Origin of the sequence: Halomonas alkaliantarctica (genome assembly GCF_029854215.1) — a bacterium.
Lineage (GTDB): Bacteria > Pseudomonadota > Gammaproteobacteria > Pseudomonadales > Halomonadaceae > Vreelandella > Vreelandella alkaliantarctica_A.
The window spans coordinates 94,226-108,818 of record NZ_CP122961.1 but is presented as its reverse complement, the minus strand read 5'-3'; the positions used below and the strand labels follow the sequence as shown (position 1 = coordinate 108,818).

The window sequence follows — 14,593 nt, the reverse complement described above, 5'->3', positions numbered from 1 at the left end:
TAGCAAAGGTGTGCGTTTAAAACAGATAGCGCTTAGCGCGGCATCACCATTTGCCGTAGGTGCCTTCTTTTAAGCCATCAAAGAGGTTGGCAGCGTTATGCTCTTCACCGTCGTAAATTACCGTTTCGCTACCATTGAGCTCAAGGGTTTCACCATTTTCCAGCTCAAACACGTAGGTGGTGTTTTTAAGATCATCTTCCCGTACCAGCACGCCCTGAAAGGCCTCGGGGTTAAAACGGAAGGTAGTACAGCCTTTTAAGCGGCTTTCGTAAGCTTGCAAATAGAGATCCTGGAACTGCTCAAAGGGAAACTCGGTAGGCACGTTGACCGTTTTTGAGATCGCCGAATCGATCCAGTGCTGGGCGGCGGCCTGAACCGCAACATGCTGTTCGGGCGAGATGGCATCGGCGGTAACAAAGTAGTCCGGCAGGTCGCTATCCACAGCGTCGTCAGCGATAAAGTGACGGTAGGCGGCCAGCTCAAAAGAAACCACTTCTACCTGCTCTTTGGTCTTCTTACCCGACTGGATAATATTGCGAAAGTAGCGATGCGAGAAGGAGGGCTCGATACCGTTGGAGGCGTTGTTACCCATCGATAACGAAATCGTGCCGGTCGGCGCAATCGAGCTGTGATGGGTAAAGCGCGCGCCGTGCTCGGCCAACTGTGCCACAAGCTCGGGCTCAAGCTCGGCCACTTGGGCCATGTACTGACTGTAGCGAGCGTGCAGGATACGCCCCGGCACTTGATCGCCCACTTCGTAACCATCTTTGGCTAGCTGCGGCCGCTCGCGCAGCATTTTAGGGGTAATGGTATGCTCCTGCTCCAGCACCGGGGCCATGCCCTTCTCTTGAGAAAGCTCCAACGCCTGCTTCCAACCCTCTATCGCCAAATGACGGCTCACCTCATCGGTGAACACCAGCGACTGCTTAGAACCGTAGGGGATTTTGAGCATAGTGAGCGTTGAGCCCAGTCCCAAGAAGCCCATGCCGTGGCGGCGTTTGGCTTCAATTTCACGCTGCTGCTGAGGCAGCGGCAAACCGGCAATCTCGACCACATTGTCGAGCATTCGCGTAAAGATCGCGACCACTTTGCGGTAGCGCTCCCAATCAAAGCGCGGCTCGGCACCGAAGGGGTCGATGACAAACTTGGTCAGATTGACCGAACCCAGGAGGCAGGCGCCTTCCGGCGGCAGAGGCTGCTCGCCACAGGGGTTGGTGGCGCGGATATCCTCGCAGAACCAGTTATTGTTCATGCGATTAACCTGGTCTATCAGGATAAAGCCCGGCTCGGCGTAGTCGTAGGTGGAGGACATAATGGTGTCCCACAACTCCCGCGCTTTAATCACTTCAACAATGCGGCAGGCAACGCGGCCTTCGGCATCCACCGTGTAGCCCTCTTCCACCACCGGCCAATCACGATAGAGCAGGTCTTCCGCTTTCACGTCCTCTTTCTCACCGGGGTGCAGCGGAAAAGCCAGCGGCCAGTCGGTATTGTTCTTGACCGCCTCCATAAACTCATCGGTGATCAATAACGACAGATTGAACTGACGAAGACGACCCGCTTCGCGCTTAGCCTGGATAAACTCGCGCACATCCGGGTGGCCCACATCGAAGGTGCCCATTTGGGCGCCGCGTCGGCCACCGGCAGAGGCGACGGTGAAACACATCTTGTCGTAGATATCCATAAACGCCAGCGGGCCGTTAGTGCCCGCGCCAGCGCCGAATACGAACGCGCCTTTGTGGCGCAGCGTCGAGAAGTCGTAGCCAATACCTGCACCGGATTTCAGCGTCATGCCCGCATCGACCACCGAGTCGAGAATATCGCGCATGGAGTCGCGAATCGTGCGCGAAACGGTGCAGTTAATCAGGCTCACCGCGGGCTTATACGCTTCAGCGCCCGCGTTGGAGAGAATACGACCGGCAGGAATAGCGCCATTTTCCAGCGCCCAACGGAATTTCGGCAGCCACTCTTCCGCTTTATCACCTTCTACCACTGCGAGGGCGCGAGCAACCCGTTCAAACGTAGCACCTACGTCCTGATCGACGGGCTGGCTATGACGGTCCTTGAGACGATATTTAGCATCCCAGATCTCCCGCGAAGGGGCCTGCATCGGGACATCGTTAGAGGTCTTCATAGCCTTAGCAGCGGTGCTCATATCGCAAAACTCCTTCACAACGGGGTGAATATAGCGCTTAAATGGGGCAATTATACGTGGCATCGGAATGAAGTATAGACTTGACTTCCCACTATATGGGGCGCTTTTTTTAAAGTTTTCTACCATATATAGAAAAATCAGCGCGTTACTCTTTTGACACTTCCCAACACGCTATAGACTGACCCTTTTAGTTAAATGGCTCAGATCATGACTGCTACTGATACCCTGCGTTTCCGCTGGCCTGCGTTAGTTACTGTGGCAATGGCTGTGTCACTGATGGTAGTAACGCCCGACACTCGCGCCGCCACGTTTAATACCAAGGACGTAACCAACCACGACCATTGGCAGTCGATGACGTTAACGCTGGGGGGCGAACGCCACTACCGTGCAGTGGAAACCCACAGCTACTCCGACGCTACGCTGAGCTTGAACGCCACCGCAGGCGTTTGCGATTTACCCTGGCTGGAGATGCGCGTCACCCTTGAGCAGCAGCAAGATGAGAGCCGTGCGGTCAACCTAGTGCCCGCTCGGCTGCGAGTCGATGAGCAGCCCGTTATCGACACCATGGCGGAATTTATTACTGAGCGCGGCGATAACGGGTTTTATGCCCACTTTTACTTAAGTGACTTGGAATCTCTAATGGCCGACATGCGCCAGGGCGAGCAGCTGTTTCTCGGCTTTGATCAGCAGGAGCGCGAGCCTTGGTATATGACTTTTAGCCTGAAAGGCGCCGACGCAGCGATTCAACGGATGCTCAGCCAGTGCAAAGGTAGTGGAAACTTTTAAGGCGTGAATGATGAGATCGGCACCATGGGCTTAGGCGCTATTTCAACGCGATTGCGTCCGCCATGCTTAGCACGGTACATGGCGTCATCGGCCCGTGAGATAATGGTTTTACAGCTGTCGCCCGGCTGCCAAACAGCAACACCGATACTCACCGTAATGGTCTGTTCAAGCCCTTCTATACGTAGCGCTGCTACCAACGAGCGCAGCCGCTCAGCCAAGCCAAGGGCAGCGTCAACGTCAGAGTGGGTTGCCAGTACAATAAACTCTTCGCCGCCCCAACGCCCCAGGTGGTCGCAGCCGCGCAGCGAGCTTTCCACTAAGCGTGCCAGCGCCACCAGCACATCGTCCCCCACGCTATGGCCGTGGGCATCGTTGATCTGTTTGAAGTTATCCACGTCGAAGAGTAATAACGCAAAGGCAGCAGCGTAGCGCTTGGCAGCCACTAGCTCCGCATTGATCGCTTCCTCAATGCGGTAGCGGTTCCACACCTTGGTTAGCGGATCAAAATGGGCCAGTTGCTCAAGTCGCTGATTAACCTCTGCAAGGGCTTTGCGCTCGTGCTCCAAATGTCTATTAAGTGAGCTAATTTCATAGGCGGAAATCGCCAGCGTCAGATCTTCACCCAAATCTACCGCCGCTAAGCGCTCTACCCGTTGCCACGCTTCGCTCTTACCCACCACCTCTTCCTGCCAGGCGGTCGAGGGAACCGCTATCGACGCCGGATGAGAGTTGGTCGTGGGTTGCATCGCCCAATATAGCGTTTCCACCTGCTCGGGGCGAAAAAACATCAGCCAGGCGCGCTGGGTTGAGTTCATCGGCAGCGGCACAGCTAAAGCTCCGCACTGTTCGGGCATGTCTAGCGAACAGGTCAACGGCTCTTTGGCGATTTCGCGCGTGCACCAAGGACCGCTATGCACATGGGTCCTTTCCAGGCGCAGCACAAACTGGCTGATCGCTTCTGGGGTCGGCGTCATGCCCGCTTGATAAGCGCCACCATTCACCCACAGCACCACGCCATGGGCACGAAATAGCTTCATCCAGATAGCCGCCTGCTCATGTAGCATTTGCTGGGGGCCTTGCGGCTCGCTGCGCACTCGTACACTGAGTACCAGGCTATCCTGAACCCGCTGCAGGTAACGGGCTTCTTGACGCGCCCGCAGCAGCAGCATGCGCTGGGTGGCCATTTGCACGAGAGTGCGAACGGCATCTCGCACGGGAGGCTCAACCGAGTACGGTGCTGACGAGTGGCAAAACACGAGCCCCCATAAGCCGGTATCCCCCTGCATAGCCAAACTAAATGACCCACGCACTCCCAGGCGGTTTAAATAGCGCTGCCGCTCCGGGGCAGGCGCGCGTAAAAAACTGCCGCTAAGGCTTGCTCCCGAATAGGCGGGCTCCAGCGTTTCAGGCGACGCATCGACGTCTTCAATTAACCGAACGGGGTAAGCTTGGTAACTTTTGCGTAGGGCGACAGGGAAGTCGCTGGCAGGAAAGCGCTGCCCCAACAGCGAGGGCAGTTGCTTTCCCTGTGCTTCGGCGACCATCAAACCATGCCAGTCGCTATCAAAATGACACACGCTGACGCGATCATAGCCGGTAAGCTGTTGAATAGCGTTAACCAAAGCCTCAAGCAGCTCTTCCTGACGCGTCGCTTCTGCTAAGTGCATCAGCCGCTCATTCACAGTACCCAGTAGGCGGCGCCTACCCTGGGGATTAAGTGGCTCAATCTCGACGATAACCTGCTCACCCGCTCGGTAAGCGTGGAGTTGAAAACGCCCATTGCTGTGTTGGGAACGATTAAACACTAGCGGGCCGGGGAGCCGCTGCTGCCCCTGCAGCTCATGACGCATCCGCTGGCTTAGTCGTTTCCCCAACACGCAGGCAAGGGTGAGCTGCCCATTTTCAGGGCGCTCAACACCGGTCAAGCGAGCTAAGTTAGTGCTACTGGTTTGGACGCGTCGACAATCGGCATCTAAAATCAGCAGGGCACCAAATGACTGCAACCGCGGGTGGTACATGGACACAAGCGTGGCCTCGCAATCTATTCACCCTCGACCTGCTGCCTTAACAACAGTTCTACGCGACGGTTGGCAGCTCGCCCATCCGCGGTTGCGTTCGGTTCCATGGGTTGGGTATCGGCATAACCGACGGCCCGCATACGAGAAATATTGAACCCTTGGCGCTCTAAATGCCTCACCACAGCGATAGCCCGCGCGGATGAGAGCTCCCAATTAGAAGGAAAGCGGGCCGTTGAAATAGGCACGCTATCGGTGTGGCCTTCCACCGAAATTTGGCCATCAAAACGGCTCAGCACATCGATAAGGCTTTCTACCACATCTTGCCCACGGGGCGTCAGTACCGCTTGGCCGCTAGGAAATAGCAGGCTGGTATCAATGCGTAGCGTAACCCCTTCACGCCCTTGCGAAACGCTCACGCCGGGAATACTGAGGCCATCAAACTGTGGCTGCAGCCCTGCATGGCGGGGCTGTATGCCGGTAGCCAACGTCGCCAGCGGCAGTGATGATACAGCGCTAGCCGAGCGCATGAAAGCAGTATCAGCTGCTTCACCACCGCCTGGCGGCGTTAGTGAAAGCAGCAGTACAAAGAGCGTGATTAGTAGCGTCAATACATCAAGATAACTGGTTAGCCAACCCTCATCACCATCGCCTGGCGATGGCGACATTTCCAGCGCATGGCGCATATCGCGGTCTAACATGCTGGTTATCCCTTGGCCGCCGAACTAACCGACGAGTCAGGCCTTGGCTTGACGCTGTTATCACGAATTTCATCGTGGTAGTTAGCCACAAACGAGTTGAGGGTTTCTTCAATAAACGACGGTAGGCGACGCTTGGTAATCAGCGAAATACCTTCCAGCACCATATTCATGGTAATCAGCCGCTCTTCGGTGCGGCGCTCGAGTTTCACGGCAATCGGCTTAAACACTAAGTTGGCGAGTAAAATACCGTAGAAAGTGGTAAGTAGAGCGACTGCCATACGCGGGCCAATCACTTGCAGGTCGCCTGCGTCCATAACTTCCAGCATATTGACCAGCCCCACTAGGGTGCCGATCATGCCAAACGCGGGTGCATAGGTCGCCATGGTACGGAATATTTGTGCCTCAGCATGCTCACGCGCTTTAAGGCGGGCGATGCGCCAACGCAGCATGTCAAAAATTTCATCCTCTTTAGTGTTGGCAATCACCAGTTGGATCCCAGTACGTAAAAACGGATTCCGGGTATGCTCCAACTCACGCTCGACCGCGCGCACATCGCCTTTAAACCACAGCCGCGACATATCTACCAGTTCGCGAATATCGTCACGCATATAGGTATTTTCGCGCCGGAAAACCAAGCCCACTAGTCGTACTACGCGGAGCACCTCTTTCAGCGGATAGCTGATAAAGGTCGCCGCTAAGGTACCGGTCACCACGATGGCTAGGCCCGGTAAATTGATAAAGCTTTCAGGGGACTCTGCGGTGAAAAACAACACACTCACCAACAGCAGTATGCTGGCAAATATGCCTATCAGCGTCGAAGGATTCATCCACGGCTCCTTGCCGGTCACAAGTGAGTAAAAAGAGGTGTTATGCCGAGTCGTGTAAACGCGCTCGTAAACGGCTGACGGCTTGGCTGTGCAGTTGAGAAACGCGTGATTCCGTTACGCCCAACACAGCCCCTACTTCCTTGAGGTTGAGTTCTTCTTGGTAGTACAGCGCCATGAGCAGCTTTTCCCTCTCTGGCAGCGCTTCAATCGCGTCAATCAGCGTTTGCCGCTGCTGGCCATCTAGCAACTGCTCGAACGGTGAAGTGCCCAGCTCATTGCTGACAGGCTCGCTGCCGTCGGCCACCAGCTCTTCAAACGGCAACAGTTGGCCACTGTTGGTGTCATTGAGAAGCTGCTGATACTCACTCAGCGGCATCTCAAGGTGGAGGGCGATTTCGTTCTCTTCCGGCGCTCGCCCGAGCTGTTGCTCTAATTGGCGAACGGCACTGTCAACCGCACGCGCTGACCGGCGCACGCTGCGGGGCAGCCAGTCACGGGTGCGTAACTCATCCATCATCGCACCGCGAATACGTTGACTGGCAAAGGTCGCGAATGTCGCGCCCTGGGTGGCATCGAAACGACCCAGCGCTTCCAGCAGTCCCACCATTCCAGCCTGAATGAGGTCATCGAGCTCAATACTTGCTGGCAACCGAACCTGTAGCGTCAAGGCCTGACGTCGCACCAGTGGCATGTATTGCGTCAATAGCTCATTTTGTTTAATTCTTCCCTGTGCTGTGTACATATTCTCGCCTCGCGGCTATCCAGCCTTCACTGATAGTTCACAATCAATTGCAACCCTTGCACGCGAACAGGCCGCTGGCCTGGGCGTAAGGCGAAGCGAAAATGCAACGGCTCTTCAGCGGCTCGCCCCGCTAGTGCCGTGGTAGAACCACGCATACCGTTTAATGCAACGCACTGATCAGGATGACATAGCCAGGCGTTTAATAGCACGCCAGGGGAATGTTGAAACTGCCACTGAATGCGCCCTAGCTGCGCCAACTGCACGTTGTTAGCGGCAGTTGGTGGGGTAGCCGCTTGGCTAGCGCTTGCCCGATCACTCATCGCCACCATTAGACTAGGTATCTGGCTGCTCCAACTACCGGCTGTTGCCTGGGCACTGCCCGCTAATCCTGTTAGTAGCCACCCTGCTACTAGTACTAAGATCAGAGGCAGTCTCTTTCTTAATTGCCAGCTTAGCATGCTTGGTATCCTCGGCAGAGTGCGATCATCGTGCAAGTACCAGTAACTCCATATTTAAGTAGTAATCAGCGGCCTGACGCAAGTTATCGAGTAACCCTTGGCGCGGTAAGTGAGGTTCATGCAGCGCCAGCAAACGACGTGGCCCACCCCGCTCATGCAACTGACGCAACGTTCCAAACATACCAGCGAAGGTATCCGCATCGCTACTGATCCATAGCGCCCAACGGCTGTATTGATCGCGTAGCTGAGCAAGATCAGAAGTTTCCGCCATTGCGATACGAATATCCCAATCGTCAGGGTCACCGGCCCAGCTTCGACCTAGCCTTGACCACTGCCCCAGACGCGCTTTGACCTTGTTCACCTGGGGTGCACCGCTACCGGGCAGCCCGACCACAATAAGTGGAATTTTGGGCTTGGGTGGCGTCATTGCCGCTGGCTCTTCCACTGTCGCTAACGCAGGCGCTAATAAAGGGGCGGTATCTTCGGGCACATGCTCTGCCGCCGCAACGTCAACCGTACCCTCAGCCTGCTGCTGTTGGCGCTGCAGACTTGCCCACTTGCGCAGCCCCGAGGCTTGATCTTGTTCGCTCACGCCACACCCTCTCGACTAACACTGCCCATCTGGCGAATCGCATCCCGCGCCATAAAGGCGTAGACCATCGCATCGAGCATGCCGGTATCACGGCGGCGACGGCTGGTGCCTAACAGGTTGAGCAGATCACCGCGCAGCGTCTGCGCCTCCTCATCATCGGCCACATCGAGATGCCCGGCGACCGACGCCACACCGCTGGCCATCAATAGGCGAACTTCGGCATTGAGATCACCGCTATCGGCTTCTTTTAACTGCTGCCACGCGCGACGCGTCAAAGCGGACAAACCTTCGCTTTGCAGCTGGGTTAACAGCAACGAGAGCACCTCTGCCCCCAACCGTGCTGGGGTAAGCCAGTAACGCCGCGCCACCACTTTGGCACTTTCCGGGTCGCGCACTTCGCCGTACCAGGCGAGTAGAGCCGTACCGTTGGCGTCCTCGACTTCGGCGTAGGCAGTCCACAGCTGCACCGGTTGCCCGCGAAAACGTACCCCTACATGATGCGTCAGCACACTGTCACTAAACAGCTGACGGATCGACTGACGTTCGTGGTGAAAGCGTACTCGATGACTGGGGGCTACTTGGCTGACCCAGGTCAAGTGCTCGGCTTCCAGCCACGCTAGTGCATCAGGTTCGGGAAAGCGCGGTAGTAGATGCACCGCGACGCCGCTTGATGAAGTCAAGGCAGCTAAGCGGGGCTGCCACCCCGCGGCGTGGCGATGCTGCAGCCAGGGAAGCGCCAGCCAGGCGCCATCGGCGTCCAGACCAATGTCCGGCATTGCCCAGTCGCAGCCGCGCTCGTTACGCCGTGCTGACCACGCCATACCTAAGGTGGTTTCCGCCGCTGGGTAACCGACAAGTAATGCATCCAAACGCGTTTCCTGCACACGGCTAGGTAGCGAAGCTAAATTCCAGACCTCTTCTAATGCCGCAAAGCCCGTGACGCGTTGGCGCAGCCGCGCCAGTAGCGACGACAAACGACGCCCCTGGCCCAGTACATCCCGCGACCAGCGCGGCATGCCCATCGGTGCGTCGGCACTTTGCGCCCGCTCCCGCTGTGGCGTCGCCGTGCTAAGCGCTTGATCCACTAGCGCATCAGGAGCGGCAATGGCCATATCTTCAGGCACCTGCTGGCCATTTGAACCAAACAGCACGCGCATTCCGTGACGCATAATAATGTCTAACACCGGCGCAAGGCGTCCCGCCTCATCCTGCTTGGTAATAATGCAGTCATCTAGCTCTGCGCCTGCAGCTCGCGCGGCCTGTCGGTAACGCAGCACGACTTCTTCGAGGGTTTCCGGCTGACTGGCGGCATTGAGCAGCAGTACCAAACGCACCCGCGAGCGTCCGCCCTGGAGGTGGGCAATCTGCTCAATCACCCGCTGGTCACGCTGACTCATACCCACGGTATCGATAATCACCCACTGCTTGCCCTGCAGGCGGCCCAACAAATCGTCGATGGGTTGCTCGGCGTCAAGCGCGTACATCGGGGTATCCAGCAGGCGCGCATAGATGCGCAGCTGCTCGTGGGCGCCAATCCGGAAGCTGTCGGTGGTGACCAGCGCCACCGGGCGCGTACCGTGGCGCATCACAAAACGAGCGGCCAGCTTGGCGGTGGTGGTGGTTTTACCCACTCCTGTCGGCCCCACCAGGGCAACAATACCGGTTTGATCGAAAAAGCTGGGCTCATCGCTCAGCACGCAGAGGCGATCCATTAACTGTTGACGAAGCCACTGCAGCGGCGCTTCGCTCTCGCCGTCTAACCTGGTGAGCGGTGCGGGCAACCCTGCCAACAGCTCATCGGCGAGCTCACTGCTAAAACCGACGTTCCATAGCAGTTGGCGCAGCCGCGCCACCGTGCCGGTAGGCGCTGTTGGTATTGGAGAAGCGGCATTGGCTGGCTGGCTATTGGCTAGCAGCGCGCGCATATCCTGCATTTCGCGCAGTAAGCGCTCACTCATCGCTTGCATGGGATCTTGCGGCGGAGGCGCTGCCGGCGTTTTGGGGGCGGTGGGTTCTGGTGAAGGTTCAAAGTGGTCAATGGCTTCATCCGCCATGGCCAAAATTTCAACGCCCCCTTCAGTGCGCCGATTGGCAACAATCAAGGCGTCTTCACCGAGCGCTTCGCGCACTTGGCGCATCACATCTCGACTGTTGGCTCCCACGAAACGTCTAACGCTCATGATTTACCTTTTGCCTATTCTGGAAATGGTCGACGCTAGCCTATCACGGCGCGTCATCATTAACGTCCGCCGACGACGGTGGTCACTCTTAATGTGCGGTCATCGGGAATTTCAGCCTGGGACAATACCGACATATGGCGTAGACGGCGGCGCAAGAAACGCGATAGCACCGCTCGCAGCGAGTGCTGCACCACCAGCACCGGCGGTTCGCCGGAGCTTTCGTGACGCTCCAGCGCCTGCTGCGCCTGGGTCATTAGCGTCTCGGCCAACCCGGGCTCCATGGCGCCGTTACCGTTCATAGCCTGTACCAGCACCTGCTCCAACTGGGCGTCCAGCCCCATGACATTGAGCGTCTCCTGCCCTGCAAACCAATGCTGGACAATTGCCCGCCCCAGCGAGACACGCACCAGCGCTGTCAGCTCGTTGGGATCTTTTTGCTGAGTAGCGTACTCTGCCAGGGTATCCAGAATAGTGCGCATATCACGAATAGAGACATCTTCGTCGAGCAGGTTTTGCAAGATACGCTGCAGCACCGTGAGCGAAATAGCCTTGGGGATCACCTCTTCGACCAACGCTTTCTGATCATCACCCATTTTATCCAGCAGCTTCTGCACTTCCTGACGACCCAGCATCTCGGGCGAATGGCGGTGCAGCAGGTGGTTCAAGTGGGTCGCTATGACGGTACTGGCATCCACCACGGTGTAGCCGTACACCTGGGCATGTTCACGCTGGTTGCTATCAATCCATACAGCGGGCAAGCCAAAGGCGGGGTCCTCGGTATGGGTGCCCTGCAGCTCGCCCGATACTTGGCCTGGATTGATCGCCAGCCATTTACCCGGCTGTGCCTCGGCGCGACCAATCTCGGCGCCTTTCATGGAGAGTACATAGGCGTTGGGCGGTAGCTCCAAATTATCGCGGATATGCACCACCGGGGGCAGGAAGCCCACTTCCTGGGCAAACTTTTTCCGCACGCTCTTAATGCGCCCCAGTAGTTCGCCTTTTTGACGCGAGTCGACCAGCGGGATTAAGCGATGACCCACTTCCAGGCCAAGGGTATCGACCAGCTGCACGTCTTCCCAGCTCGCTTCGGGGGTCTCTTGTAATGGTACAGGCGCAGTCGCAATTTCTTCCTTGACCAACGATTGCTCTTTTTGGCGCATAATAAACCACGCCAAACCCGCCAGCAGCGCGGTAAAGAGTAGAAACACTAAATTGGGCATGCCGGGCACCATGCCCAGCAGCCCCATCACTATGGCGGCCAATATCAGTACCTGGGGATTAACGAATAGTTGGCTGAGCATTTGCTGGCCAATATCCTCGTCCGTATCGGTACTTACCCGAGAAACCGTGACACCTGCTGCGGTCGAGATCACCAGGGCCGGAATTTGTGCCACCAGGCCATCGCCGATCGCCAGCAACATATAGGTCTGACCAGCAGCGCCAAAGCTCATATCGTGCTGCAGCATACCAATCAACAGCCCGCCGATGATATTGACCACCATAATCACCAAACCGGCAATGGCATCGCCACGGACGAACTTACTTGCGCCGTCCATCGAACCAAAGAAATCCGCCTCTTGCGCGACTTCCGCGCGGCGCTTTTTGGCGTCTTCTTCGCCGATTAAACCAGCGTTCAGATCGGCATCGATGGCCATCTGCTTACCGGGCATTGCATCCAGGGTAAAGCGCGCCCCCACTTCGGCAATACGACCAGCACCTTTGGTGATAACCATAAAGTTGATGATGACGAGAATAAGGAAGACCACTAGACCCACAGCGAAATTACCGCCGACCAGGAACGCCCCAAACGCTTCGATGACCTTACCCGCGGACGCACCGCCTTGGTGGCCCTCCATGAGCACCACCCGGGTAGAGGCCACATTGAGCGACAGGCGCAGCAGCGTGGTAAAAAGCAACACAGCAGGGAACGCCGCAAAGTCCAGCGGCTTCTGGGTAAACATGCTGACCATTAACACCATAATGGCCAGCGCGATATTGAAGGTGAAGAGTAAATCCAGGGCGAAGGGGGGCAACGGCACAATCATCATGCCCAAGATCATGAGGATGAGCAGCGGCCCGACCAGCAGCTTCATGCGCACATCACTCATCCAGTCGCGCCGCCCTACTAGCTGACTCAAGCCTTTCATGGTTGCGCCTCATTACCACCGGCGACATGCCCGGGGCTTTCCATCTCCGGTGGTACCGGCAGGTTATCGGGGGTTGGGGGCACCTCGCCTCCTTGGTTTGCTACTTGCTTGAGGCGATAGGCCCAGGCCATTACTTCCGCCACCGCGGTATACAGTTCGGCAGGTACTTCTGCATCTAGATCGACGTGATGATACAGGGCCCGCGCCAATGGCGCTGCCTGCAAGCGAGGCACGCCCGCCTCTTCAGCAATTTCGCGAATGCGCGCGGCCACTGCGTCGGCGCCTTTTGCCACCAGCCGTGGCGCACCCATGCTGCCTTCCTGATACGTCAGTGCTATCGCGTAGTGCGTGGGGTTGGTAATGATAACGTCGGCCTTAGGCACTTTGCTCATCATCCTGCCCCGCGCCATGGCCTGCTGCTGCTGGCGAATGCGCGCTTTCACATGCGGGTCGCCTTCGGACTCTTTATGCTCACGCTTAACCTCTTCCTGAGTCATGCGCAGCTTCTTTGCATTGTCCCAGAGCTGGAAAGGGACATCGATCAAAATGACCACGATCAACACCAGCACCATGAGCCCGGCCGCCTGAGCCGCCATGGTTAGCGCGTTGGTCAGCGCTTGCTGGATAGACTGATCCATTAGCGCCATAAATTTGTCGATATTGAAATACAAAAACGTTGCAGCGACTCCCCCTACTAGCACCGACTTGGCGATCGCTTTGGCCAATTCGATCAGTGCCTGGGTGGAGAAGATACGCTTTACACCCTTAATAGGGTTTAGCTTGGAAAACTTGGGCTGCATCGATTTACCCGATATCAGCCAGCCGCCCATCAACCCCGGGGCTACTAATGCAATCACGGCTAACAGTAAAAACAGCGGCATCATGGCAAATAGCGTGCGCTGCCCAAGATCCAGCGCATTGACCAACATCGGCGTACTTTCCATTGCTTGGCGGCGCTCAAACAGGAAAGCCTGCTCCATCACTGCACCCAGCTGGTTGTAGAGCATTTTACCCATGCTATAGAGGCCAATCACACCGCCCAGCAGCAGCAAAAACGTATTTAACTCGCGGGAACGGGCAACCTGGCCCTCTTCACGGGCTTTCTCTTGTCGCCTGGGCGTGGCCTCTTCGGTCTTTTCCTGGTCGCTATCGTTATCTGCCATACGGGTATCCGGCCAGGTTAAGCGGAGCTTATCACGTATTCAGCCGTCCATAGGGACGGCTGAATAGCGTGCTTGCGTGCCCAGAGGGCGTGTAATAACGCTTTAAAAGCCTAATTCATCCAACAAGTCGTCTACTTGGTCTTGTCCAGAGACGGTATCGGGGACATTATCCTTCACTTGTGGTCCATTCAAAAGCTCTTCGTTACGCCGTGCATTGTCGTTTTTCCACTGATCCTCGGCCTTGCGCTGCAGTGTTTCTCGTGCATGTGCCCCCGGCGCGTTATCAATGAGCACCTGAACCAGCTGATGTTCGATCTCATGGATCACGTCCATCATCTTCTTAATTACCTGGCCGGTCAGGTCTTGGAAGTCCTGGGCCATCATGATTTCCATCAGCTCTTTATTCGTCGCGGAAACCACATCAGGCACATCGCTAAGATAAGTGCGCGTCTCGACGACGAGTGCCTTGGCCTCATCCAGCTCTTTCGGCGCTTCAAACCATTCGGCCCAGCGCTTATCCAACGCTTCCGCTCGGTCTGACAACTGATCCTGCAGCGGCTGCGCACGGTCAACGGCATTGAGCGCTCGATCTGCTGCCTGCTCCGTCATGGTAGCGACATAGTGCAAGCGGTCGCGTGCATCGGGAATGGCTATTGCCGCCTTCTCAATCTCTTTATCCAGCCCTAGCTCACGCATGTTCTCACGCAACATGCGCGTCAACTTACCGATGCGATGAATTAGGTCTTCAGCGGCTTGCTCGGACAGCTGGGCAGAATCGGACTGCTCATTCTGACTCATAATGTTGTCTCCTCATTAACCAAACCCAT

General features: G+C 56.7%; 12 protein-coding genes. 1 reads left to right on the top strand and 11 read right to left on the bottom strand.

Annotated elements, in window-relative coordinates; genetic code table 11:
- Nucleotides 1–43: 43 nt before the first annotated feature.
- Entirely contained in the window at nucleotides 44–2,155 is a 2,112-nt protein-coding gene (locus tag QEN58_RS00510) for an adenosylcobalamin-dependent ribonucleoside-diphosphate reductase (RefSeq protein ID WP_280105311.1), read from the bottom strand.
- Between the two features lie 195 nt (nucleotides 2,156–2,350).
- Between QEN58_RS00510 and QEN58_RS00505 the strand changes: the two genes are divergently transcribed.
- A complete protein-coding gene (locus QEN58_RS00505) occupies nucleotides 2,351–2,941 on the top strand; it encodes a hypothetical protein (protein ID WP_280105310.1) in 591 nt (196 codons plus the stop codon).
- Here QEN58_RS00505 and QEN58_RS00500 read toward each other — a convergent pair.
- The 10 genes from QEN58_RS00500 to cheZ form a co-directional block, all read right to left on the bottom strand.
- Nucleotides 2,938–4,959: a sensor domain-containing diguanylate cyclase gene (locus tag QEN58_RS00500; RefSeq protein WP_280106875.1), complete on the bottom strand. Its 2,022-nt coding sequence runs from the start codon at nucleotides 4,957–4,959 to the stop codon at nucleotides 2,938–2,940. The two genes, QEN58_RS00505 and QEN58_RS00500, sit on opposite strands and share 4 nt — an antisense overlap.
- A gap of 23 nt (nucleotides 4,960–4,982) precedes the next feature.
- Nucleotides 4,983–5,657 (bottom strand): OmpA/MotB family protein, encoded by a 675-nt coding sequence (locus QEN58_RS00495; RefSeq protein WP_280105309.1) that lies wholly within the window; start codon nucleotides 5,655–5,657, stop codon nucleotides 4,983–4,985.
- A gap of 5 nt (nucleotides 5,658–5,662) precedes the next feature.
- Entirely contained in the window at nucleotides 5,663–6,484 is an 822-nt protein-coding gene (locus QEN58_RS00490) for a motility protein A (RefSeq protein WP_215090133.1), read from the bottom strand.
- A gap of 40 nt (nucleotides 6,485–6,524) precedes the next feature.
- Complete coding sequence (locus QEN58_RS00485; protein WP_280105308.1) at nucleotides 6,525–7,226, bottom strand: RNA polymerase sigma factor FliA; 702 nt, start codon at nucleotides 7,224–7,226, stop codon at nucleotides 6,525–6,527.
- Between the two features lie 26 nt (nucleotides 7,227–7,252).
- Nucleotides 7,253–7,684, bottom strand: coding sequence for a flagellar protein FlhE (locus QEN58_RS00480; protein ID WP_280105307.1), 432 nt, complete (start codon nucleotides 7,682–7,684; stop codon nucleotides 7,253–7,255).
- Between the two features lie 25 nt (nucleotides 7,685–7,709).
- Nucleotides 7,710–8,276, bottom strand: a complete 567-nt coding sequence (locus QEN58_RS00475; RefSeq protein ID WP_280105306.1) for a C15 family peptidase — start codon at nucleotides 8,274–8,276, stop codon at nucleotides 7,710–7,712.
- Complete coding sequence (gene flhF / locus QEN58_RS00470) at nucleotides 8,273–10,456, bottom strand: flagellar biosynthesis GTPase FlhF (RefSeq protein ID WP_280105305.1); 2,184 nt, start codon at nucleotides 10,454–10,456, stop codon at nucleotides 8,273–8,275. The genes QEN58_RS00475 and flhF overlap by 4 nt, the downstream gene beginning before the upstream one ends.
- Before the next feature lie 59 nt (nucleotides 10,457–10,515).
- Nucleotides 10,516–12,603, bottom strand: coding sequence for a flagellar biosynthesis protein FlhA (gene flhA, locus QEN58_RS00465; protein WP_280105304.1), 2,088 nt, complete (start codon nucleotides 12,601–12,603; stop codon nucleotides 10,516–10,518).
- Nucleotides 12,600–13,766, bottom strand: coding sequence for a flagellar biosynthesis protein FlhB (flhB, locus tag QEN58_RS00460; protein ID WP_280105303.1), 1,167 nt, complete (start codon nucleotides 13,764–13,766; stop codon nucleotides 12,600–12,602). The genes flhA and flhB overlap by 4 nt, the downstream gene beginning before the upstream one ends.
- 102 nt (nucleotides 13,767–13,868) lie before the next feature.
- Nucleotides 13,869–14,564 (bottom strand): protein phosphatase CheZ, encoded by a 696-nt coding sequence (gene cheZ / locus QEN58_RS00455; protein ID WP_280105302.1) that lies wholly within the window; start codon nucleotides 14,562–14,564, stop codon nucleotides 13,869–13,871.
- Between the last annotated feature and the right edge of the window lie 29 nt (nucleotides 14,565–14,593).